The 23,544-nt window shown below is 54.8% G+C and carries 24 protein-coding genes; 5 read left to right on the top strand and 19 right to left on the bottom strand.

Going from position 1 to position 23,544, the window contains the following annotated elements; genetic code table 11:
* Positions 1-128 precede the first annotated feature (128 nt).
* The 6 genes from cysA to murR form a co-directional block, all read right to left on the bottom strand.
* Complete coding sequence (gene cysA / locus QZF50_RS04675; protein WP_000021039.1) at positions 129-1,226, bottom strand: sulfate/thiosulfate ABC transporter ATP-binding protein CysA; 1,098 nt, start codon at positions 1,224-1,226, stop codon at positions 129-131.
* Positions 1,216-2,091: a sulfate/thiosulfate ABC transporter permease CysW gene (cysW, locus tag QZF50_RS04670; RefSeq protein WP_000852686.1), complete on the bottom strand. Its 876-nt coding sequence runs from the start codon at positions 2,089-2,091 to the stop codon at positions 1,216-1,218. The genes cysA and cysW overlap by 11 nt, the downstream gene beginning before the upstream one ends.
* Positions 2,091-2,924 carry a sulfate/thiosulfate ABC transporter permease CysT gene (gene cysT / locus QZF50_RS04665; protein ID WP_000458406.1) on the bottom strand — a complete coding sequence of 278 codons (834 nt, stop codon included), beginning with the start codon at positions 2,922-2,924 and terminating at the stop codon, positions 2,091-2,093. Before cysT ends, cysW begins: the two co-directional genes overlap by 1 nt.
* On the bottom strand, positions 2,924-3,940 hold the full coding sequence (gene cysP, locus QZF50_RS04660; RefSeq protein WP_000290223.1) for a thiosulfate/sulfate ABC transporter substrate-binding protein CysP: 1,017 nt from the start codon (positions 3,938-3,940) through the stop codon (positions 2,924-2,926). The genes cysT and cysP overlap by 1 nt, the downstream gene beginning before the upstream one ends.
* Before the next feature lie 170 nt (positions 3,941-4,110).
* On the bottom strand, positions 4,111-4,902 hold the full coding sequence (ucpA, locus tag QZF50_RS04655) for an SDR family oxidoreductase UcpA (protein ID WP_000517431.1): 792 nt from the start codon (positions 4,900-4,902) through the stop codon (positions 4,111-4,113).
* Positions 4,903-5,030: 128 nt separating this feature from the next.
* Positions 5,031-5,888: an HTH-type transcriptional regulator MurR gene (gene murR / locus QZF50_RS04650; RefSeq protein WP_000966471.1), complete on the bottom strand. Its 858-nt coding sequence runs from the start codon at positions 5,886-5,888 to the stop codon at positions 5,031-5,033.
* Positions 5,889-6,051: 163 nt separating this feature from the next.
* Here murR and murQ point away from each other — a divergent pair, with 163 nt between their 5' ends.
* The 3 genes from murQ to pbp4b are packed head-to-tail and all read left to right on the top strand — an operon-like array spanning position 6,052 to position 9,685.
* Entirely contained in the window at positions 6,052-6,948 is an 897-nt protein-coding gene (gene murQ, locus QZF50_RS04645) for an N-acetylmuramic acid 6-phosphate etherase (protein WP_001175648.1), read from the top strand.
* Between the two features lie 3 nt (positions 6,949-6,951).
* Positions 6,952-8,376, top strand: coding sequence for a PTS N-acetylmuramic acid transporter subunit IIBC (murP, locus tag QZF50_RS04640; RefSeq protein ID WP_001040482.1), 1,425 nt, complete (start codon positions 6,952-6,954; stop codon positions 8,374-8,376).
* 4 nt (positions 8,377-8,380) lie between these two features.
* The gene (gene pbp4b / locus QZF50_RS04635; RefSeq protein ID WP_061892466.1) at positions 8,381-9,685 is read left to right on the top strand and encodes a penicillin binding protein PBP4B; all 1,305 of its coding nucleotides are present in this window, start codon (positions 8,381-8,383) and stop codon (positions 9,683-9,685) included.
* Positions 9,686-9,742: 57 nt separating this feature from the next.
* Here pbp4b and yfeX read toward each other — a convergent pair whose 3' ends face one another.
* The 4 genes from yfeX to QZF50_RS04615 form a co-directional block, all read right to left on the bottom strand.
* Positions 9,743-10,642: a porphyrinogen peroxidase gene (gene yfeX / locus QZF50_RS04630; protein WP_000084590.1), complete on the bottom strand. Its 900-nt coding sequence runs from the start codon at positions 10,640-10,642 to the stop codon at positions 9,743-9,745.
* A gap of 95 nt (positions 10,643-10,737) precedes the next feature.
* Complete coding sequence (locus tag QZF50_RS04625; protein WP_000838945.1) at positions 10,738-11,313, bottom strand: RpoE-regulated lipoprotein; 576 nt, start codon at positions 11,311-11,313, stop codon at positions 10,738-10,740.
* Positions 11,314-11,373: 60 nt separating this feature from the next.
* A complete protein-coding gene (locus QZF50_RS04620) occupies positions 11,374-11,823 on the bottom strand; it encodes a DUF2919 domain-containing protein (RefSeq protein WP_000842944.1) in 450 nt (149 codons plus the stop codon).
* Positions 11,810-12,235, bottom strand: coding sequence for a GNAT family acetyltransferase (locus QZF50_RS04615; protein WP_000406000.1), 426 nt, complete (start codon positions 12,233-12,235; stop codon positions 11,810-11,812). Before QZF50_RS04615 ends, QZF50_RS04620 begins: the two co-directional genes overlap by 14 nt.
* A gap of 213 nt (positions 12,236-12,448) precedes the next feature.
* On the opposite strand from QZF50_RS04615, the gene amiA reads away from it, so the two are divergent.
* Both amiA and hemF read left to right on the top strand, forming a co-directional pair.
* Positions 12,449-13,318 (top strand): N-acetylmuramoyl-L-alanine amidase AmiA, encoded by an 870-nt coding sequence (gene amiA, locus QZF50_RS04610; RefSeq protein ID WP_000102891.1) that lies wholly within the window; start codon positions 12,449-12,451, stop codon positions 13,316-13,318.
* A 3-nt stretch (positions 13,319-13,321) separates the two neighbouring features.
* Positions 13,322-14,221 (top strand): oxygen-dependent coproporphyrinogen oxidase, encoded by a 900-nt coding sequence (gene hemF, locus QZF50_RS04605; protein ID WP_000801367.1) that lies wholly within the window; start codon positions 13,322-13,324, stop codon positions 14,219-14,221.
* Positions 14,222-14,226: 5 nt separating this feature from the next.
* Here hemF and eutR read toward each other — a convergent pair whose 3' ends face one another.
* The 9 genes from eutR to eutJ all read right to left on the bottom strand — a co-directional run bounded on the left by eutR (position 14,227) and on the right by eutJ (position 23,544).
* Positions 14,227-15,279 carry an HTH-type transcriptional regulator EutR gene (gene eutR / locus QZF50_RS04600; protein WP_000753700.1) on the bottom strand — a complete coding sequence of 351 codons (1,053 nt, stop codon included), beginning with the start codon at positions 15,277-15,279 and terminating at the stop codon, positions 14,227-14,229.
* Positions 15,280-15,324: 45 nt separating this feature from the next.
* Entirely contained in the window at positions 15,325-15,825 is a 501-nt protein-coding gene (eutK, locus tag QZF50_RS04595) for an ethanolamine utilization microcompartment protein EutK (protein ID WP_000606257.1), read from the bottom strand.
* Positions 15,826-15,837: 12 nt separating this feature from the next.
* Complete coding sequence (eutL, locus tag QZF50_RS04590; RefSeq protein ID WP_001111038.1) at positions 15,838-16,497, bottom strand: ethanolamine utilization microcompartment protein EutL; 660 nt, start codon at positions 16,495-16,497, stop codon at positions 15,838-15,840.
* A 9-nt stretch (positions 16,498-16,506) separates the two neighbouring features.
* Complete coding sequence (gene eutC, locus QZF50_RS04585) at positions 16,507-17,394, bottom strand: ethanolamine ammonia-lyase subunit beta (RefSeq protein WP_000372364.1); 888 nt, start codon at positions 17,392-17,394, stop codon at positions 16,507-16,509.
* Positions 17,395-17,414: 20 nt separating this feature from the next.
* Positions 17,415-18,776, bottom strand: coding sequence for an ethanolamine ammonia-lyase subunit alpha (gene eutB, locus QZF50_RS04580; protein ID WP_000769961.1), 1,362 nt, complete (start codon positions 18,774-18,776; stop codon positions 17,415-17,417).
* 11 nt (positions 18,777-18,787) lie between these two features.
* A complete protein-coding gene (eutA, locus tag QZF50_RS04575; RefSeq protein ID WP_001471952.1) occupies positions 18,788-20,191 on the bottom strand; it encodes an ethanolamine ammonia-lyase reactivating factor EutA in 1,404 nt (467 codons plus the stop codon).
* Positions 20,188-21,414: an ethanolamine utilization protein EutH gene (eutH, locus tag QZF50_RS04570; protein WP_000512372.1), complete on the bottom strand. Its 1,227-nt coding sequence runs from the start codon at positions 21,412-21,414 to the stop codon at positions 20,188-20,190. Before eutH ends, eutA begins: the two co-directional genes overlap by 4 nt.
* A gap of 116 nt (positions 21,415-21,530) precedes the next feature.
* Positions 21,531-22,718: an ethanolamine utilization ethanol dehydrogenase EutG gene (eutG, locus tag QZF50_RS04565; RefSeq protein ID WP_001297322.1), complete on the bottom strand. Its 1,188-nt coding sequence runs from the start codon at positions 22,716-22,718 to the stop codon at positions 21,531-21,533.
* The gene (gene eutJ, locus QZF50_RS04560; RefSeq protein ID WP_000929709.1) at positions 22,708-23,544 is read right to left on the bottom strand and encodes an ethanolamine utilization protein EutJ; all 837 of its coding nucleotides are present in this window, start codon (positions 23,542-23,544) and stop codon (positions 22,708-22,710) included. The genes eutG and eutJ overlap by 11 nt, the downstream gene beginning before the upstream one ends.

The following is a 23,544-nucleotide window of genomic DNA, read 5'->3' as shown; positions in this document are numbered from 1 at the left end:
CTATCCATACGTGGTGTTGCCTGATGCGACGCTTGCGCGTCTTATCAGGTCTACAGGTTACAAACCTTGCCATTAAAAAGCCCGGATCGCGGGAAGCGCCTCCGGGCGTTTAACATTCACTCAACCTATCAGGCGCTTTGTGCGAGAGCAAGTTCCTCATCGCGGGTTTCGATACGCTCGTCGCCGTTATACAGCCGCGCATGTTGCAGACCAACGAATAAACGCTCGCCACGCTGCGGGGCATCGTCGCCATGCATCACGACCGTCAGCGGTTCGTTGTACCACCCCAGCGGCTGCACCACTAATTGGGTGTAGTGACCTTTCGGGCTGGCTTCCAGTACCTGTACCGGCAGCGGCGAATCGAGACTGGTACGGCGGCTGATATCCACTTCCCACGGGCGCAGGAAGAGATCCACCGGCCCCTGATAAGCAGGTGTGTAGCCCAGCGGCCAGCGATGTGCGCCAACATGGAACTGCCCGCCGCGAATGGTTCCCTGCAGGCGGTTCACTTCGCCCATAAATTCGAGCACAAAACGGGTCGCTGGTTCGCGCCATACCTGCTCCGGCGCATCAGCCTGTTCAATATTGCCCTGGCTCATCACCACTACACGATCAGCTACTTCCGTCGCTTCTTCCTGGTCGTGGGTCACGAACACGCTGGTGAATTTCAGCTCTTCATGCAGTTGACGCAGCCAGCGACGCAGCTCTTTACGCACCTGCGCATCCAGCGCGCCAAACGGTTCATCAAGCAGCAGAATTTGCGGTTCTACAGCCAGCGCGCGCGCCAGCGCCACGCGCTGTTTCTGGCCGCCGGAAAGCTGTGCCGGATAACGATCTGCCAGATGAGCAAGCTGCACCATCTCCAGCAATTTTGTCACTTTCGCTTTGATGGCTGCGGCATTCGGGCGCTCGCGACGCGGCAGCACCGTCAGGCCAAAAGCGATATTGTCGAACACCGTCATATGACGGAACAGCGCGTAATGCTGGAACACGAAACCGACCTTGCGATCGCGCGCGTGCAGGCGGCTGACGTCGGTGCCGTGGAAGCGAATATGCCCGCTGGTTTGATGCTCCAGCCCGGCGATAATGCGCAGCAGCGTGGTTTTCCCGGAACCGGACGGCCCCAGCAACGCGACCATCTGACCTGAAGGAATATCCAGTGAGATATCGTTCAGCACCTGGGTGCGACCAAACGACTTCTTAATATTGGCAATCTCAATGCTCATGATGTTCCTCCTGCTGTGCGCGTTTTTCCTGATTCTCCAGGCGCCACTGCAACATACTTTTTAAAAACAGGGTGATAATCGCCATCAGCGTTAACAGTGCCGCAGCGGTAAAGGAGCCGACGGTGTTGTAGTCCTGCTCCAGCAATTCAATCTGTAACGGCAGCGAAAGTGTTTCGCCGCGAATCGAGCCGGAAACCACCGACACCGCGCCAAACTCGCCAATCGCGCGGGCGTTGGTCAGCACTACGCCATAAAGCAGCGCCCAGCGGATGTTCGGCAATGTGACACGACGGAACATCTGCCAGCCAGACGCGCCAAGCAAAATCGCCGCCTCGTCTTCCTGACTGCCCTGGCTTAACATCACCGGCACCAGTTCGCGCACCACAAACGGACACGTCACGAAGATGGTGACCAGCACCATTCCCGGCCAGGAGAACATAATTTGCAGATTATGTTCATCCAGCCAACCGCCCAGCGGGCCGTTAGAGCCGTAGAACAGCAGATACACCAGACCGGCAACCACCGGCGATACGGCAAACGGAATGTCCAGTAGCGTCAGCAGTAACTGGCGTCCAGGGAAGTTAAAGCGCGTCACCAGCCAGGCCAGCAGAATGCCGAACACCAGGTTTACCGGTACGGCAATCAGCGCGATCATCACCGTCAGCCAGATGGCGTGTAGCATGTCCGGATCGGCCAGATTCTGTAAAACCGGCATCAGCCCTTTGCTGAACGCCTGTACGAAGATATAAATCATCGGCACCAGCAGGATGAACGCCGATACCAGCATCCCGATGCCAATCAGAAACCATTTGCCCCAGTTAATCGGGCGCGCGTCATAACGCTTCAATTGGGTAACTTCCGCCATTAATGACCTACCACACGCCGACCAAAGCGACTTTGCAGAGTGTTAATTGAGAACAGCAGCAGCAGAGATGCCGCGAGGATCACCGAAGCAATCGCGCTCGCTGCCGGGTAATCAAACTCCTGTAAGCGCACAAAAATCATCAGCGACGTCACTTCCGTCTTCCACGCGATATTTCCGGCGATAAAAATCACCGCGCCAAATTCACCAAGACTACGGGTAAACGACAGCGCCACGCCCGCCACCAGCGCCGGAGAAAGCTCCGGCAGCACCACTTTGCAGAAACTCTGCCAGCGCGTTGCACCAAGCGTTTCCGCCGCTTCTTCATATTCCGGGCCTAACTCTTCCAGCACCGGCTGCACGGTACGTACCACAAACGGAATGCTGGTAAAGGCCATCGCCACCGCAATCCCCAGCCATGTATAGGTGACTTTGATATCAAACTTCGCCAGCCATTCACCGTAAAAACCGTTTACGGAAAAGAGCGAGGCCAGCGTTAAACCGGCGACAGCCGTTGGCAGCGCAAAGGGTAAATCCATCAGCGCATCAAGCAGCGTGCGGCCTGGGAAGCGATAGCGGGTTAGGATCCACGCCATCAGCAGACCGAAAACGCCGTTAAAAATCGATGCCACAAACGCTGACAGCAGCGTTACTTTGTAGGCCGCTACTACCTGCGGGTTGGTGATCACCTCCCAGTACTGCGCCCAGCTCATCTGAGCCAGCTGCATCACCAGCGCGGAGAGCGGCAGCAGCAAAATCAGGCACACAAACAGCAGACTGGTGCCGAGGCTTAAGGTAAAGCCCGGCAGCACGCGTCTGGAGGAGACAGCAAACATCAGTTACGCCCCGCCGCTAACAGCTTGTCTAACTCGCCGCCGCTGGTGAAGTGGGTTTTCATCACTTCCGGCCAGGAGCCAAATTTGTCTTCCACGCGGAACAGCTCGGTCTGCGGGAATTTGTCTTTCAGTTTGTCCATCACCTCCGGGTTATTCACGCGGTAGTAATAGTCGGTGATGATGGTTTGCGCCTGCGGGCTATAGAGCCAGTTCAGATAGGCTTTGGCGGCTTTTTCCGTACCGTTGGCCTGCACGTTTTTATCAACCCACGCCACCGGGAATTCCGCCAGAATGTTGGTTTTCGGAATCACCACTTCAAAGCCCTGCGCTTCATACTGTTTACGGATGTTGTTCACTTCCGATTCGAAGCTAATCAGCACATCACCCAGGCCACGCTCGGCAAAAGTGGTGGTTGCGCCACGACCGCCGGTATCGAACACTTCAACGTTTTTCAGGAACTGGGTCATAAACTGTTCGGTTTTGGCTTTATCGCCACCGTCAGCTTTATCCGCTGCGCCCCATGCCGCCAGATAGGTATAACGCGCGTTACCCGACGTTTTCGGGTTCGGGAAAATCAGCTTCACGTCGGAGCGCACCAGGTCGTTCCAATCGTGGATATTCTTCGGGTTACCCTTACGCACCAGGAAGCCCATGGTGGAGTAGAACGGCGAGCTATTATTCGGCAGGCGCGACTGCCAGTCGGCCGGGATCAGCTTGCCTTTATCGTGCAGGATTTGTACGTCGGTCACCTGGTTATAAGTGACAACGTCGGCTTTTAAGCCCTGTAAAATCGCCAGCGCCTGTTTTGATGACCCGGCATGAGATTGTTTTATCGTCAGTTTGTCGCCGCCGTTATCTTTTGCCCATTGTTGCTCAAACGGCGGATTCAGGGCGGCAAACAGCTCGCGGGAGACGTCATAAGAACTGTTCAGCAGTTCCGTTGCCTGTACATGGCCCGCCAGCAGCAGAGAAGCGACCAGCGCGAGTGAGTTCTTTTTCAGTAAGTTAACGGCCATTGCGCACCCTTATAAATTTAATGACTTTCTAATAGCCATCATATTTATAACGGACGTGAAAGGAGTAACGGTTTTATATACCGTTTGGTGATTTGGAAGTTGAAAAGGGAATAAGAACCGGGTTTAAAACGAAATCCTCCCCACAAATGCAGGGAGGAAACAGAGGTGAATCAGATACCGACGCTAACCGTCTCCGGCAGTGTGCTGCCGCCATCAATCACATTCTGTGTACCGGTTAAATAGCTGGATTCATCCGATGCGAGGAAGGCCGCCAGTTCGCCGACTTCCAGCGGATCGGCGAGGCGACGCATCGGGATTGCTTTCGCCATTTCAGTCAGCACCGACTCTGGATCTTCCGGGTTCGACTGGCGGGCAATGCTTTCCGCCATTGGTGTGCGCACGTATCCCGGGCAAATGGCGTTAACGCGAATACCAGACTGCGCGTACTCCACCGCCAGCGATTTTGTCAGGCCAACAATCGCCGCTTTCGTTAAGGCGTACGCCGTTTCGCCAGGATCGGCCACCATATCGCCAGTGACCGAAGACATCATCACAATGCGACCATCTTTGCGGGCAATCATCTCCGGCAGCACCGCCTTCGTGACGTTCCATACGCCTTTAATATTGATGTCAATATGGAAATCGCGATCGTCATCGCTCATATCGAGGAAACTGCCCAGACGACAAACGCCTGCGTTATTCACCAGGATATCAATGCGCCCTTCTTTTTCCTTCGCGCGTTTGATAGCTGCGGCTACCGACGCCGGGTCACGCACATCGGCGACAACCGCCGTACAGCGATGACCACGACCACACAGTTCGTCCGCCAGCTTTTCGATCTCAGGGGAGATATCCAGCAAGATTAGGTTTGCGCCATGACGCGCAAAAGTTCTGGCAATTCCTTCGCCAATTCCCTGCAATGCGCCCGTAATCAGTGCTGTCTTGCCCGTGAGTTTACCCATTTTAATGCTCTCCTTGTTAATACAGAGCGTTACACTCCATTCCCTCTGAAAATACAGGATAAACAAAATATTGCTGCGGATCAGCTCACTAATTCAGGAAAATCTCAATCCAGTCGCTGCTTTATGCATCATTTCAGGCGTTGTGTTAGCTCACTGCTGCGCTGAATCATTTTCAATGACTCCACATCATTGAGTTGCACAAGACCAACAAACAGTAAATCGGTAACAGAATTTTGCGCCGTGCGGGTAGACATCGACGAGCTACGCCATTCGGTTTCACCGGAAACGGTATCGAGCGTGAAATGCGCCAGCCGCCGCAGCGGAGAATCAGCCAGAGAAGTAATGGCAATCACCGTTGCCCCCTGCTTTCGTGCCGCTTCTGCGCATAAGACAATCTCTTTTTTACTGCCGCTGTAAGAGATAGCGATTTGTACATCGCCTTTTTTCAACGCCTGGGAAACGGTGGCTTGTACGTGCGTGTCGGCTTCGCAGGCCACGCGATAGCCAATTTTCATCAGTTTGAACGACAGATCGCGCCCCACCAGCGCCGATCCGCCCAGGCCCGTTATCTGGATAAACGGTGCTTTACTGATGACCTCAATGATTTTTTGCAGCCGCGCGTAGTCGAACAACGAACAGGTTTGCTCCAGCGCCAGCTCTTTTTCGCGATTCAATTTGCGGGCAATCACTTCCAGCGAATCATCACTGGTAATCGAACTGTGCAGGTGCAGCGCCGTGGCATTCGTTTTCTCCCGGCTGGCACTGTATTCGCCTATTAACGCCATACGCAATTCAGTAAATCCTTGCGCGCCGAGTTTTTGGGCAAATTTCACTATGCTCGACTGGCTAATGCCGAGCTGTTTCGCCATCTGCCGTGAAGAAACGGATTGCAGCTCACTCACGTTGGCCTGCAGAAAGTCAGCGATTTTTTGCTCGTTTTCGGTGAATTCACTCCCCGCATTGCTTATTTTCGTCAGGTACAACATCTTCCACTCTCCTGGGCTGGCAGCATAAATTCCGCTTAAGTTCTTATGACGCTCTTCACACTCTGCGAGTGTAGACTCAATGATTCCTTTAAGTCTGTCAATTCGGGATATATGATTCCATACATCTGCAATTATTTGATCGTAAATAGTAAGGTCACCACCGATGCAACTAGAAAAGATGATTACTGAAGGCTCGAACACCGCCTCGGCTGAAATTGACCGCGTATCGACGCTGGAAATGTGCCGGATTATCAACGATGAAGATAAAACCGTACCGCTTGCCGTTGAGCGCGTCCTGCCGGATATCGCCGCGGCGATCGATGTTATCCACGCCCAGGTCAGCGGCGGCGGTCGTCTGATTTATCTCGGTGCGGGAACATCCGGTCGTCTGGGGATTCTGGATGCCAGCGAATGTCCGCCCACCTACGGCGTGAAACCGGGTCTGGTGGTTGGTTTGATTGCTGGAGGCGAATATGCCATTCAGCACGCGGTGGAAGGCGCTGAAGATAGCCGGGAAGGTGGTGTTAACGATCTGAAAAATATTAATTTAACGGCACAGGATGTGGTGGTTGGCATTGCTGCCAGCGGTCGCACGCCGTATGTGATTGCCGGACTGGAATACGCACGCCAGCTCGGCTGCCGCACAGTGGGAATTTCCTGTAATCCGGGGAGTGCCGTTTCCACCACCGCCGAGTTTGCCATTACACCGATTGTAGGTGCCGAAGTGGTCACTGGTTCTTCGCGAATGAAAGCAGGCACAGCGCAGAAACTGGTGCTCAATATGCTTTCCACCGGGCTGATGATTAAATCTGGCAAAGTGTTCGGCAACCTGATGGTCGATGTGGTCGCCACCAACGAAAAACTGCATGTGCGCCAGGTCAATATCGTTAAAAACGCCACCGGATGTAATGCCGAACAAGCGGAAGCGGCGTTAATTGCCTGCGAGCGCAACTGTAAAACGGCCATTGTGATGGTGCTGAAAAATCTCGATGCCGCAGAAGCTAAAAAACGCCTGGATCAACACGGCGGCTTTATTCGTCAGGTTTTAGACAAGGAATAACCCATGGCCAAAGAGATCAGCAGTGAACTTCTGAACACCATTCTTACCCGTGTCGGCGGACCGGGAAATATCGCCAGTTGTGGTAACTGTATGACGCGCCTGCGTCTGGGTGTACATGACAGTTCACTGGTTGATCCCAATATCAAAACGCTGGAAGGCGTGAAGGGCGTCATTTTGACCAGCGACCAGGTGCAGGTCGTTTTTGGGCCTGGTAAAGCGCATCGTGCCGCAAAAGCGATGAGCGAGCTGCTGGGCGAGGCACCGGTACAGGATGCCGCAGAAATCGCCGCCCAGAACAAACGTCAGTTAAAAGCCAAACAAACCTCCGGCGTGCAACAATTTCTCGCCAAATTCGCCACCATCTTCACGCCGCTGATCCCCGGTTTTATTGCCGCCGGTCTGCTGCTGGGGATAGCGACGTTAATTGCCACGGTGATGCACGTTCCGGCAGATGCTCAGGGAACACTACCCGATGCGCTGAATTTTATGAAGGTGTTTAGCAAAGGCCTGTTCACCTTCCTGGTGATTCTGGTGGGCTATAACGCCGCCCAGGCATTTGGCGGCACGGGCGTAAATGGCGCAATTATCGCGGCGCTCTTTTTGCTCGGTTATAACCCCGCTGCAACCACGGGTTACTACGCCGGATTTCACGATTTCTTTGGTCTGCCCATCGATCCGCGCGGCAATATTATCGGCGTGTTGATTGCCGCGTGGGCCTGCGCCCGCATCGAAGGCATGGTGCGCCGCTTTATGCCGGACGATCTCGACATGCTGCTGACCTCGTTAATCACCCTGCTGATCACCGCTACGCTTGCGTACCTGATCATTATGCCGCTGGGTGGCTGGTTATTCGAAGGTATGTCATGGCTGTTTATGCACCTGAACAGTAATCCGTTCGGTTGTGCGGTTTTAGCCGGGCTGTTCCTGATCGCCGTGGTATTTGGCGTGCATCAGGGCTTTATTCCTGTTTACCTCGCGTTAATGGACAGCCAGGGATTCAACAGCTTATTTCCCATCCTTTCAATGGCAGGCGCGGGCCAGGTGGGCGCGGCGCTGGCACTCTACTGGCGGGCGCAACCGCACAGTGCATTACGCAGTCAGGTACGCGGGGCGATTATTCCCGGTCTGCTGGGCGTTGGTGAACCGTTGATTTACGGCGTCACCCTGCCCCGCATGAAACCGTTTATTACCGCCTGTTTAGGCGGCGCAGCGGGCGGTTTGTTTATCGGCCTGATAGCCTGGTGGGGTCTGCCGATGGGCTTAAACAGCGCCTTTGGGCCGTCTGGTCTGGTGGCGCTGCCGCTGATGACTTCCGCACAAGGCATCCTTCCGGCAATGGCGGTTTATGCTGGCGGGATTCTGGTGGCATGGGTTTGCGGGTTTATTTTCACCACGCTCTTTGGCTGCCGTAACGTCAATCTGGACTGATATCATGAAACGGACAATGCTCTATCTTTCTCTGCTGGCTGTTAGTTGTAGCGTCAGCGCCGCAAAATACCCTGTTCTGACAGAAAGTTCGCCAGAGAAAGCAGGGTTCAACGTCGAACGGCTTAACCAGATGGATCGCTGGATTAGCCAGCAAGTGGACGCCGGTTATCCCGGCGTAAACCTGCTGATCATTAAAGATAATCAGATTGTGTATCGCAAAGCCTGGGGAGCGGCGAAAAAGTACGATGGCAGCGTGTTGATGGAACAGCCTGTCAAAGCCACCACCGGGACGCTGTATGACCTGGCCTCAAACACCAAAATGTACGCCACGAACTTCGCCCTGCAAAAGCTGATGAGCGAAGGCAAACTGCATCCTGACGATCGGATTGCGAAATATATTCCGGGGTTTGCCGATAGTCCAAATGACACCATCAAAGGCAAAAACACGCTGCGGATTTCTGACCTGCTGCATCACAGCGGCGGTTTCCCGGCGGACCCACAATATCCGAATAAAGCGGTCGCGGGCGCGTTATATTCCCAGGATAAAGGCCAGACGCTGGAGATGATCAAGCGCACGCCGCTGGAGTATCAGCCCGGCAGCAAGCATATTTACAGTGATGTCGATTATATGCTGCTTGGATTTATCGTCGAGTCGGTCACCGGTCAGCCGCTTGACCGCTATGTTGAAGAGTCGATTTATCGCCCGCTCGACCTGACACATACGGTATTTAACCCGCTGCTGAAAGGCTTTAAACCGCAGCAAATTGCCGCCACGGAATTGAACGGCAATACCCGCGATGGCGTGATCCATTTCCCGAATATCCGCACCTCCACTCTCTGGGGTCAGGTGCACGATGAAAAAGCCTTTTATTCGATGGGCGGCGTTTCCGGGCACGCAGGTTTGTTTTCCAATACCGGCGATATTGCGGTGTTAATGCAAACGATGCTGAACGGCGGGGGCTATGGCGATGTGCAGCTGTTCAGTGCGGAAACGGTGAAGATGTTCACCACCAGCTCTAAGGAAGATGCCACTTTTGGCCTCGGCTGGCGCGTGAATGGTAATGCCACCATGACGCCGACGTTTGGCACGCTGGCAAGCCCGCAAACCTACGGTCACACTGGCTGGACCGGAACGGTGACCGTTATCGATCCGGTGAATCATATGGCGATTGTGATGTTAAGCAACAAGCCACATTCGCCGGTTGCCGATCCGCAAAAGAATCCCAATATGTTCGAAAGCGGTCAGCTGCCGATTGCAACGTATGGTTGGGTAGTTGATCAGGTGTATGCGGCGTTAAAGCAAAAGTAATAAAAAGGCCAGTCAGTAATGTTACTGCCTGGCCTTTAATCAATGAATCAGAAACGCTTACAGCGCCATCAACTTGTCCAGCGACGGTGCGAAATAATAGCCGCCGGTTACCGGTTTGGTGAAACGCAACATCGCATCACGCTTACCATCGGTATCGCCAAACATGCTCAGCAGTTGCTGCTCAATGTTATGCAGACGCGCGCAGTAGGCGCAGAAGTACAGACCGTGAGTGCCACTGGCAGTGCCGTACGGCAGGCTCTGGCGAACAATCTTCAGCCCTTTGCCATCTTCTTTCAGATCAACGCGGGTGAGGTGAGAGGTTTCCGGACGTTCGTCGCCGTCGATCTCTTCGTTGGCCTCTTTGGTGCGCCCGATCATCATCTCCTGATCGTGAACGCTCATCCGGTTGAGCTGCTTCAGGTTGTGTTCCCAACGCTGGACAAACACATAGCTGCCGCCCGCATCCACGCCGTCTTTGATAACCGCCACTTCGCGACGCGTCTCTTCACCCGCCGGGTTTTCCGTACCGTCAACAAAGCCGCTCAGGTCACGCTCTTCAACCCAACGGAAGCCGTGGATCTCTTCTTTCACTTCAATGCAGTCACCAAAGGCTTCCATCGCCGCCTGGGCGACAGAGAAGTTTACGTCGTGACGCAGAGAAAGAATGTGGATCAACACATCGAACTGGGTGGTCGGCGCAAGGCCTTTACCGTAGCCCGGAAAATCTTTCAGCTCTTCTGCCCCAACGCCGCCGCTCAGAGCGCGCCAGGTGTTGTTACCAAAGGCAACCACCGCACCAAGATGCGCGTCCGGGAATTTCGCTTCAAAAGTTGCCAGTTTGTCGGCAAATGTTTTACTGGCCGCACGCAGGGCGTCAACTTCCCCTTTCACGTTGGCTTCGATCCAAATCGCCGCGCGGCAATGTTCTGGCAAAATGCCACTCTGAACCTGAGACATTGTTCCTCCTGAAAATAATAATGCCACGCAATCCGTGGCATTGTTGAGCGCTATTTTACGTGTTTTTTCGCGGCGGCGGTTTGTTCAGACGCAAATTAACGCCGCCAGATAATTTTACTGACTTTCCAGTTTTTCAGGGTATCGTCCGAAGGCATTAACCCTTCAGGACCACTCCATTCCCCGCTGAACTGGTAGCTAATATGTTGACTGCCTTCGGCTTTACATTCGACGGCACGATTATCATCACCATCAGCTTTTTGGCAATTGCCAAATGCTTTGCTGTAAAGGTCGCTAAACGGTGTACCGATTTTAACACCGGTGTCAGCAGGAATATCGCTATCCAGCACGTCAATGCGACTGATCGTGCCTTGATCGCCGTTAATCACCATCGCCACGTTGTCGCCCTTCATCACTTCAAAAAAGCGCACCACGTTGCCGTTCGCGGTTTTCATTCCGCTGCGCAGGCGATAATCGCCATCAAGCGCATCGGCAATGGCTTGTTCTTGCAGTGGTGTGGACGCCGTTAATTCACCAACGCCCTGCTCGCTCACTTTGGTGGACGACCCAAACCAGTTCCACGGGTTAGCGGCAGACCAGTTAACTGACGACATCGTGGAACAGCCGGTCAGCATCAATGGCATAGCGCATAACATTAAACGCAGCGATTTCATGTCACTTCCTTTGGTTATTCAATAACGTTGCTTGGAGTGCAAATTCACCAAAAAGTGCCGTTATTCTTTTACTTCATTAAAACAAGCGCGTAAACGTCGATTGGTCAGCAGCCAGATTAACGCCACAATATCCGCCACTACCAGCGCCAGACCGATACCGCTAACGGATTCACCGTTCAGCCACAGCCACGGTTGCCAGCAAAGTAAAACCACCTGCGCCAACAGCAACAGAAAATAGAGTACACGCCAGGTGCGAGGAAACGTAGCCCGCCGACCGCTCAACAAAAACGCCAGCACCGCCGGAATGCCAGGAATCAGCCCCAGCCAGAAATTATCGTGATCGGGATAAAACAGATTTAGCAGCGCAGTACCCTGCTCACGCGACGCACCGGCAATGACAAACAGCACCCAGGTTCGCGCCTGAAGCAATAGCACAAGCCAGAAGAGCAAGGGTAAACGCAGGCGTCCGTGCGCATCATAATGGACAGGATGGAACTCAGTACTCTTCATCTTCAATCAAACGCTTACCCAGACTCAGCACGTCGGCGTGTTCATATCCCAGGCGTTCATACATTCCGAGCACCATGTCGTTATCTTCCGGCACATTGATCTGAATTTTCGGGCAGCCACGAGCAATCAGCTTTTTCTCCAGCCGATTAAGCAACGCATTGGCAATCCCACGCCCACGAAACTCTGGATGCACGCCAAGATAATAAGCAGACCCGCGATGCCCGTCATAACCGCCCATCACCGTTCCGACCACTTCACCGTTTACCTCAGCGACCAAAAACAAACTGACGTCATGGTTCATCTTACGCTCGATGTCCATTTCCGGATCGTTCCACGGACGCAGCAAGTCGCAACGCTCCCAAAGGGTGATGACCTCTTCGAAATCTTCCTGGCGAAATACGCGTATCTCCATGGTATTCGTTACCTTTTTGCGGGTTAAAAGGCTGATTATGGCGTGAACGGTCGAATTAGCCAATATCTGACGAAAATCGGTTGAAAAAGTGGCATAATGGGGAGTTGTCAACTATTGAAATGAAAAGTAAAACAATTCTCAACATCAAACCGTCGTAACGGATTACGCGATACGATATAACATCTGGAACTTTATTATTACAACTCAGGCCGTATGAGCACTTTTAAACCACTAAAAACACTCACTTCGCGCCGCCAGGTGCTGAAAGCCGGTTTGGCTGCCCTGACGTTGTCAGGAATGTCGCAAGCCATCGCCAAAGACGAACCTTTAAAAACCAGCAACGGACACAGCAAGCCGAAAGCCAAAAAATCTGGCGGCAAACGTGTCGTTGTTCTCGATCCAGGCCACGGCGGAATTGATACCGGAGCGATCGGACGCAACGGTTCGAAAGAAAAACATGTGGTGCTGGCGATTGCTAAAAACGTCCGTTCCATTTTGCGTAATCATGGGATTGATGCGCGTTTAACGCGTTCTGGCGATACGTTTATCCCACTTTACGATCGCGTTGAAATCGCCCATAAACATGGCGCAGATCTGTTTATGTCAATTCATGCCGATGGCTTTACCAACCCGAAAGCTGCCGGTGCTTCGGTATTTGCCCTCTCTAACCGTGGGGCAAGTAGCGCAATGGCGAAATACCTGTCTGAACGCGAAAACCGCGCCGATGAAGTTGCCGGTAAAAAGGCGACTGACAAGGATCACCTATTGCAGCAAGTGCTGTTTGATCTGGTGCAAACCGATACTATTAAAAACAGCCTGACGCTCGGCTCGCATATTCTGAAGAAGATTAAGCCGGTGCATAAACTGCACAGCCGCAACACCGAACAAGCCGCGTTTGTGGTGTTGAAATCGCCGTCGGTTCCTTCGGTGCTGGTGGAAACCTCGTTTATCACCAACCCGGAAGAAGAGCGGCTGTTAGGCACGGCGGCGTTTCGTCAGAAAATCGCCACAGCGATTGCTGAAGGCGTGATCAGTTATTTCCACTGGTTCGACAACCAGAAAGCACATTCGAAAAAGCGATAAGTTATGAAACCCGACGCACACCAGGTTAAACAGTTTCTGCTCAACCTTCAGGATACGATTTGTCAGCAGCTGACCGCCGTCGATGGCGCAGAATTTGTCGAAGATAGTTGGCAGCGCGAAGCTGGCGGCGGCGGGCGTAGTCGGGTGTTGCGTAATGGTGGTGTTTTCGAACAGGCAGGCGTCAACTTTTCTCACGTCCACGGCGAGGCGATGCCTGCTTCCGCCACCGCTCATCGCCCGGAGCTTGCCGGGCGCAGTTTCGAGGCGATGGGCGTTTCACTGGTAGTGCATCCGCATAACCCGTATGTTCCCACCAGCCACGCGAATGTGCGTTTTTTTATTGCCGAAAAACCGGGTGCAGAGCCCGTCTGGTGGTTTGGCGGCGGCTTCGATTTAACCCCTTTCTATGGTTTTGAAGAAGACGCCATTCACTGGCACCGCACCGCCCGTGACCTGTGCCTGCCATTTGGTGAAGACGTTTATCCCCGTTACAAAAAGTGGTGCGACGATTACTTCTACCTCAAACATCGCAACGAACAGCGCGGTATTGGCGGGCTGTTCTTTGATGATCTGAACACGCCAGATTTCGACCACTGTTTTGCCTTTATGCAGGCGGTAGGCAAAGGCTACACCGACGCTTATTTACCAATTGTAGAGCGACGTAAAGCGATGGCCTACGGCGAGCGCGAGCGCAATTTTCAGCTCTACCGTCGCGGTCGTTATGTCGAGTTCAATCTGGTCTGGGATCGCGGCACTCTGTTTGGCCTGCAAACTGGCGGGCGCACCGAGTCGATCCTGATGTCAATGCCGCCACTGGTACGCTGGGAGTATGATTATCAGCCAAAAGATGGCAGCCCAGAAGCGGCGTTAAGTGAGTTTATTAAGGTCAGGGATTGGGTGTAACTCCCTCACCCCCATTCCCGCATCCGCTGATGCAACGTCAACGACGGCTTCTCGGCAAACAGCTGCTGGTAATCCGTGGCAAATTGCCCCAGATGCCAGAATCCCCACTGCATGGCGGCGTCTTTTACCGTTGTGCTTTGCGACCACGGGCTTATCAGTTCGCGGCGTACGGCGTTCAGGCGAATGCGTTTCAGCCACGCGTTTGGGCCAATGCCTAAAATAGCGTGAAACGCGTTTTGTAGCGTGCGGCGACTGACATGCAGTTGATTACACAAGTCCAGCACCGTCACCGGCTCAGACATATTTTCCAGCACATATTCACGGGCGCGGGAAAGTAATCTACGGTAACTCTGATGACTGATGCTTTCCGCCGTCACCATTGGTTGCGCGTCTTCCAGCATCGCCCCCATCGCCATTAGCAAATTATCCCCCAGCACTTTTCGCACTGCAGGCTGATGGAGATTTTCCGGGTTCTCGCAAAACGTCGCCAGCGCCTGTTGGACAAAGCCCCACAGCGCGGCTTTATGCTGCTCTTTCACTTCCAGCGCCGACTGGCTACGCAGCATATGTAATACCCGATCCGGGTTATGCAAAAAGTTAGCCTGCCGGGTGATGACATCTTCAGAAAGCACCACGCCCAGGATCGTGTAATCATCCGGCGTGCTCAGTTCAAATTCAGTGCCACCAGGGCGGGTGGCGATTTCCGCGCTTCCCAGACATTGCGAACCGATAAATCCCTGCTCACCGCGCGTCGCCGGAATGCCAAACCAGAACGAGTTCGGCCAGACCAGGCACGACTGACGCAGCGCCAGACCGGTGTATTCACGAAAAACCTGAATATCATCGAGTAGAATTTCCGTAAATTCACCATGAAACTTGCCCGGATGCAGCTGATCGTAAATCTGCTGCCAGGCGGTAATCGTTAAAGCATGTTCATAGACATCCGTTGTCTGTCGTTGATGAACATTATCCACTTCGACCTTCGGCGTGAGCTTCAGGTTTTCGGGTAAGGGTTCATGATAAAGATGGTGCAAATTGGCTGTACGGGTCTTTTTCATGATGTTAATGCCGGGTGTTGTAGGACACCCGGCACCTCCGACAGGTTAATGGGGCTTGAGACGATAACGACTACTGCGTTTACGTAACGTCCCGGCAGAAAAGAGCTGTTCGAGCGCATTTCTGGCTTTTTCCAGCGGCCAGCCAAAGTGGGCAGCCACTTCTCCTGCCGTCATTCCCTGACGTACTGATGTTAACAGCGCCAACAACTCGTCAGCAGATTCCGCGACGATAACTGGCGCGTCGGGTTCCCTTACGGGTTGCTTCGGCTGGCGGTTAAAGCCAGTAACCAGCCACTGGGTGTCATCGTCTGGCCGACCGATCTCCTTGCGGCTGATGACACGCCCGGTACGCATCGCGGCAGCACAACCTGCGTCCAGCGCCGCACGACACGCCGCCAGATCGCCTTCCACCACCAGCGTTAAGCGACCAGGGTCAAGCACTTCGTGACTGAGCAGACGAACGTTAGCTGCTTTGAGCATGGCATCCGCTGCATCTATCGCGGCGACCATGCCGTCCACTTCCAGCAATCCCAGTGCATTGATCATCGGCAACCTCCGTTACGCACGCTGGATTGGATTACGCGCGATTTCCAGCACTGCATCGGTAAAGGCGTTACAGGCTGCTTTACACGCGGCCTGGCTACCGGTTAAAAATGCTGCCGAGTAGTTGGTTTCAGACGGTGGCGGGACATAGGTCACCAGCTGTACGTCGGCAGATTTCAACGCTGCATCAATGCCATAGGTCGCTTCCAGCGGCGGTGCCACCAGATACGCCATCGGATCGCCAAGCGTGATCCCGGCGGTTGATGAGAGATAAGAACCGGTACGCGAAACCACATGCGCCAGGAAGGCGGTGTTTTCTGCGTCATTGGCCCACTGGAATGCTGCACCATTTTCAATATGTGCAACCATCGCATCCAGACCGGCACGCACTTCCGCCGGGTTTGGCCCACCAAGCATAATCAGCACTTCACCGGCAGTCGGTGACGGGCCGTGTGCAGCGCCCGCATACAGCGAGCGACCATATACCACTTCCACCATCGCCTGCTTGGTCGCTTCATCAGCGGCAATGTAGGTGACGTCATCGGAATCAGCAGAAATCAGCCCGAGGCTACGAATATGCGGCGGCAATTTTAGTTCACGCGCAAATTCAGCGTTAACGGAGGCAATCACCCGCATGGCGGTTACCGACGGTCGAATCAAATCTAAAGCTGGCATGATGCCTCCTTATCGGGTCATGTTGATGCCGGATGCTTTCTGCTCCAGCATACGTTTCGCCAAATCCACAATGACGGCTGCGGCTTCAACCGGCGGCGTGCCGCCCTGGTGAATGTTAGAGATGCAGGTGCGATCGGCCTCAACGGTGGTCGCCATACGCGGCGAGTAAACGGCGTAACAGGAGAGGCTTTCTGACTGACCCAACCCCGGACGTTCCCCCACCAGCAGGATCACCACTTTCGCGCCGAGGATCTCACCGATCTGATCTTCAATCTTCACGCGACCATAACGAACAAAGAATGGCGTGCCGACTTTCAGCCCGGCCTGTTTCAGGCCCGCCATCAGCGGCGGCAGGATCTCTTCGTAGTTGACGGTGATGGCATCAGTTGACAGGCCATCAGAAATAACGACCTGTACGTCCGGATTAGCAACACACTGTGCTTTCAGCGCTTCAACAGCTTCTGCACACAGGCGGCGGCCCATATCCGGGCGAGTCAGGTAGAGATTTTTGTCGCTAATTTCAGAGCGTACTTCCAGCAAGCCCTGCGCTTTCACCCACTCTTCCGGCACTTCTTTCAGTACGGTATCTTTCGAACGAGAGTGATCGGCCAGGAAACGCAGCAGCGCCTGGGTACGTGGACGCGGACCGGCACGACCGGTACAAACGCGGGCCACGGTGCTGCGGCGCAGTTCTGTTAATACGTCTGCGCGATGCGGGTTTTCAACACCAATCCACGCTTTTGCTTCAGCGGAACCTAAATCCAGCGCACAGCTTTCCGAGGTCACCGGTGCCGCACAGTTGGTGGTGGCGCACTTTGCTTCTGACGGCGCGGGGGCCGTTTGTCCCATTGACGCCATCACGCTGCGTACAATTTCTTCAATCTGTTTTTGATCCATGATGTGTTATCTCCGCGTCATCAGAAGAACAGTGACGGATCGCCCGCCCGTTTGGTCAGGCGACCGTTTGCCATAATGCCCATGCTTTCCAGCCAGCGTTCAAACTCCGGTGACGGACGCAGGTTGAGTAACTGACGCACAGTGGCGGTATCGTGGAATGCGGTGGTCTGGTAGTTGAGCATGATGTCATCACCCAGCGGCATCCCCATGATGTAGTTGCAGCCTGCGGTGGCGAGCAGGATCATCAGGTTTTCGTTGAGGTTCTGGTCAGCGTCAGCGTGGTTGGTGTAGCAGCAGTCACAGCCCATAGAGATGCCGCTCAGCTTGCCCATAAAGTGATCTTCTAAGCCAGCACGGATAATCTGGCGGTCGTTGTAGAGATACTCCGGCCCAATAAAGCCGACCACGGTGTTGACGATAAACGGATCGTAATGACGCGCCAGCCCATAGTTACGTGCTTCCATCGTCACCTGGTCAGCGCCGAAGTTAGCGCCAGCGGATAGCGCAGAGCCTTGTCCGGTTTCGAAGTAGAGGCAGTTTTCCCCGGCGATACGGTTGAACTCTGCACCCACTGCGCGCGCTTCGTCGAGCATCGCCAGTTCCACGCCAAACTCTTTCAGCCCTTTTTCGCTGCCACAGATACTCTGGAAAATCAGTCCGCCAGGCGCGCCGCGACGAATCGCTTCGATCTGGGTGGTGACGTGCGCCAGTACGCAGCCCTGAGTTGGGATGTTGAATTTGTCGATCACGCCGTAAATGGTGTCCAACACGCGGCTTAAGTTTTCCACGTCGTCAGTCACCGGGTTAACGCCGATCACCGCATCGCCCACCCCGAAGGAAAGCCCTTCGTAGATTTGCGCGGCGATACTTTGCACGTCGTCACGGGTGTCATTTGGCTGCAAACGGGCGCTGAAGGTGCCCGGAATACCAATGGTGGTATTGGCCTTTTTGATTACCGGCATTTTCTTCGCGCCGTAGATCAGGTCCGCGTTGGAGCAAATCTTCGCTACCGCCGCGACCACTTCCGAGGTCAGCCCTTTGCGGGTAAAGGCAATGTCGTCCACGCTGGTTTCATCGCTCAGCACATACTCACGCAGTTCGCTGATGCTCCAGTTTTTAATCTGGTTGTAGGCCGTTTCGTTAACATCGTCCTGAATCAGCCGCGTCACGCAGTCATCTTCATAGGCAATCACCGGATTATTGCGGATGTCCGCTACGGTCATTTCCGACAACACCTGCTTTGCCGCCACGCGCTCCTGTGAGCTTGCCGCTGCAACGCCCGCCAGCACATCCCCCGAACGCAGTTCGTTGGCTTTAGCCAGCACCTCTTTTACATCCTTAAACTGATATACATTGCCGAACAATGTGGTCTTTAGTTTCATAAGTCGTTCCCTCAGGAAGGAAATGCGAGTGATTTCACCGTCACCGGCACAACCGATCCGCCAAAAAGAGGCGTACCAATGTCGATATAGTCCCCCGCGCGGACAATCACTTCGTCAATGACTGCCAACGGGAGTTGTTGTAGCTGTGGGCGCAACAACATGCCCAGAGCTTTACCAAAGTCCTGCCCGGCCACCACCAGCAGGGGATGCGGATTCGGAAAACGCGCGACGAAATCGACCAGCGCGTTGATGACCGTCAGTACCGCGGCGTAACGCACAGGCAGCGAGGCGGGAAGCGCCAGCACGTACGCGTCAGTTTTGGGATCAAGATCCAGCTGAAGCAGCGCCTGTTGCCAGGCACTCACCAGATCCGTTTCATCAATCGGGATCGCCACCGGCAAATTGCGCAGCGGCAGTTGTACGCCCTCCAGCCAGATTGTGCTGCCAGAGAGCGAAAGGGTATGTGCACCCGCGCCAATCACCGTGGCGCGTACGGTTTGCGCCGGAAACTGCACATTCATCTCACGCAGGCGCGGATGGTCATGCAGCGCCGTTGCCAGAAGTGGGCCAATATCGGCAAAACAGAACGGGTCGGCGGGCTGGTGGCGATAACATTCGCCCACGCCTCCAGAAAGCGTAATGATTTCGGGCGTAACACCTGCGGGCAGCAAACCGGTTTGCATCAATGCCTGCGCGAGCGGCGAAAGCGTTCCGTCAATCACTTCGACAATCAGCGCCGCCATCCGCCGGGTAACCTGCACCAGCTGCGCGCCGGTCAGCGAACGGGCGTCAGTTCCTGCACCGAAGCACTCATCCACAATCATCTGCCCCGGTTTATGAGCGTAAACCACGCGCCCCTGGCTGTCGGTTTCCAGCAGGCGACCACCGACGTTGAGACAGGCAGTGCCGCTGATTTTTCCGGCATCGAACAGGACGTAGTTCGCGGTGCCACCGCCGATGTCGATATTCAGTACCCGACACAGCCGTTGTTCAGAAAGGGTTTGCGCCCCGGCTCCGTGACCGGCGATCACGGATTCGAGGTGCGGCCCGGCGCTGGCGACGACAAAATCGCCCAGCGACTGAGAGAGCGCCATCACCGCCGGGCGAGCATTGCGGGTTTTCGCGCTTTCACCGGTGATGATGATGGCACCAGAATCAACGCTTTCCGGCGCAATGCCCGCAGCCTGATATTGCTCTAAAATCAGCGATTTCAGTTCCGCTTCTTTTAAACCACCCTGTTTATCGACAGGGGTAAAGAACACCGGGCTTTGCCAGCTAATTTCGCGTTTAATGAATTCGTAGCGCGGCACCTGCGACACCGCCGCACGGTTAACCAGCTCCAGGTGGGAGAAAATCACCTGGGTGGTGGTGGTGCCGATATCGATACCGACGCTCAATAGCTGGCGAGTGTTCACGATTGTGCCTCCGCTTCGGTTTTAGTCGCGGTCGCGTCTTCTTTTGGCACCAGCATCATCGCCACGCCAATCGCCGTTACGCCGCCGATCAACTTGCCGACAATCATCGGGAAGATCATGGCGTTCATGTTGGCAGCGGCGAAGCCTAAGTGGTCGCCCAGGGCGAAAGCAGCGGAAACGGCGAAGGCGCAGTTGATGACTTTGCCGCGGGTATCCATCTGCTTCATCATGCCGAACATCGGGATGTTGTTGGCAAGCGTTGCCACCATGCCGGCTGCCGCGATGTTGTTCATATTCAGCACTTTACCGACGCTCATCAGCGGTTTTTCAAACCAGCGAGTCAGCAGCAGCACCATCGGATACGCCCCTAACAGAACGCAGGAGATAGAACCGATAACTTCAATGGCGCGCATCACCTCACCGGGTTTATCGCCAGGGGCCATAAAGATAGGATCCAGACCGGGGATCAGTTCCCAGCCAAGCAGGAATTTCACTACCGCAGCGGCAAGACCGAGGGTGATCAATGCAACGAGGAATTTGGCGAAGATCTGGAAGCCGTTGATCATTTTTTCCGGGATGAATTTCAGCCCCAGCGCCACCAGAATCGCGACAATGATCACCGGGATCATGTTCATCAGGATCAGGGCGAAAGTGAATTCCACCGGCTGACCGTTGATCTGCACACCGGAGTACATAGCAACCAGACCACCAGCAATACAGCCAATCGGAATGGTCACAATGCCCGCCAGCACGCCGAGCGCCAGATAACGACGATCAGAAGGTTCGATAATGCCGAGCGCCACCGGAATGGAAAACACAATCGTTGGCCCCATCATCGACCCGAGAATTAACCCAGAGTATAGCCACGCTGCTACGTCGCCGCCCGCCAGCTCTTTGGCGAGGAAGAAGCCGCCCATATCGCACGCCAGCAGTGTTCCGGCGAACATTGACGGGTTTGCGCCGAGCATTTCGTAAACCGGGATAATTACCGGCCCGAGTACGTGAGCCAGTACCGGTGCCAGCGCGGTCATACCGACCATCGCCAGACCCAGAGCGCCCATTGCCATAAAGCCTTCTTCGAACTGACCGCCTGATCCTTCGATACTTTTACCGAACTTACCGAGGAAACGAGCAGAACCGCCGAACTGCGACAGGATCCTGTCTACGGCAGCTATCAGCATAAAGAACATCATGATGTACATGATGATTTCGTTAATTCCCATCGCCTTTACTCCCTGTTAGTTGTTATTTATTGGCGGATGCGGCGTAAACGCCTTATCCGCCCTACATGTGCAATCCCGTAGGCCGGATAAGACGCGGCAAGCGTCGCATCCGGCATTTATTGCGCCGCCGCGTACAGTCCGACAATCTGTTCCAGGCTGGCGGTACGCGGGTTGCTGCGCAGACAAATATCTTCCTGCGCGGCCTGCGCCCATGCACCGTAATGCGCAGATGTCGCGCCAACATCGCCCAGTCGTTTACCAATCCCAACTTCCGCAATCAGCTCACTTACCGCGTTAATAGCGTCATGATCGTCGGATTTTTTAGTTCGCAGTGCCCGACCAATCTGACTAAAGCGTTCACGACAAACCATCCGGTTAAATTCCATCACTGTTGGCAGCAACATGGCGTTCGCCAGACCGTGCGGAATATGCAGCGCCGCGCCCGGCTGATGCGCCATCGCGTGGCACAACCCAAGACCCGCACTGGAAAACGCCATTCCCGCCATACATGAAGCCAGCAACATGCTCTCGCGCGCGGCAAGGTCGTGACCGTAGCCCACCGCTTTCGGCAGCGATTTGCCAATCATCGCAATGGCACCAATCGCCAGACTGTCGGTAAACGGTGTAGCGTTCAGGGCGCTGTATGCTTCAATGGCATGGGTTAACGCATCAATGCCGGTCATCGCCGTGACATGCGACGGCACACCTTCGGTCAATGCGGCGTCGAGGATCGCCACATCCGGCATCAGCGAGGCATGGGCTAACACCTGCTTGCGCCCGCTCACCGCGTCGATAATCACCGTTACATTGGTGGTTTCAGAGCCGGTTCCGGCGGTAGTTGGAATGGCAATCAGCGGCAAGCGCGGTTGCAGAACGCTGGTTTCTGACATCTCTGCCAGCGTGCTATCCGGGTTCGTCACCAGCAACGCCACGGCTTTCGCCGCATCCAGCACCGAGCCGCCGCCAAATGCGATCACCCCGTCACAACCTGACTCACGCAACTGCGCCACGGCTGCACACACGTCGGTAATGCACGGTTCGCCCACCGGACATAGCCAGAGCGTCATGGCGATGCCTTTAACGGCCAGGCTGCGCGTCAGCCCGGCGGTCATCCCTGCCTGATGCAAAAAGCTGTCTGCCATCACGAACAGATGTTTCAGCCCACGCGTTTGCGCTTGCTGTCCGCAACTGCTCACCGAGCCCGGACCGCAAAGCGTCACCGGTGGAACGCTAAATGTTTTTACCCGTTGCAGATTCAGGGTATCGAACGCCTGAAAGAGCGCGGTCTGCAATTCATTTTGCATATAGCCCCTCCGCTTTCTCTCGCCCACTACTGGCGATCGCCAGCGGGGTCATAAACAAACTGTGCTGCGGTAAATGCACCTGTAACGCCGGGAATTGTTTGCGAAACAGTTCCGCCACGCCCGGTTGCATACAAGAGCCGCCCGCCAGCCATAAATCAGTAATGCCCTGCCCTTCAATATGCCGGGCGACAATGTCCGCCATTTTTTCGTACACCGGTTTCACCGCGGGCCAAATCTCGTCACCATGACCGCGCTTGTACTGCTCTGCCTCTTCCAGCGAAATACGACGATTTCCGGCGAGAGTCAGAGAGATGTGATGTCCGCCGGTGGCTTCATCCGCCGAGTACGTCACCTTGCCCTTTTTCACGATGGCAATGCCGGTAGTGCCGCCGCCGATATCCACTACACCGGCGTTGTCCAGTTGCAGCAGATCCGCGACTGCGGTTGGCTCATCCAGCACATGGCTCACTTCCAGCCCGGCAGATTCCAGCACGTTGATGGAAATACGCGGGTCCGTACCTGGAGGAAATGAAGTCGCCGCATGGCTAAAACGAAGCCCGAATTGCTGCTCAAGAGTGTCGAGATGGCGACGAACAATGGTGACCGCACCGAAGAAATCCCAGACGATGCCGTCGCGGACCACATCGGCCCAGTCGAGGCATACCGCCACCGGCTGACCGTCGCGGTCAACAACCATCGACACCACATCGCAGGTGCCCAGATCCACCCCCAGCCACAGCGGAGATTCCGTCGCGGCAGGCGTCTGGTTACACAGCGTTGCCGCCGTTTGCAGACGTGGGGTGAGCCATTGTTCGTCGTGCGCCAT

It is taken from the genome of uncultured Escherichia sp., from assembly GCF_948475835.1.
In the GTDB taxonomy this organism is placed as follows: Bacteria; Pseudomonadota; Gammaproteobacteria; order Enterobacterales; family Enterobacteriaceae; genus ECMA0423.
Note: the sequence above shows the minus strand (reverse complement) of the source record. Positions and strands in the feature narration are given on the sequence as shown.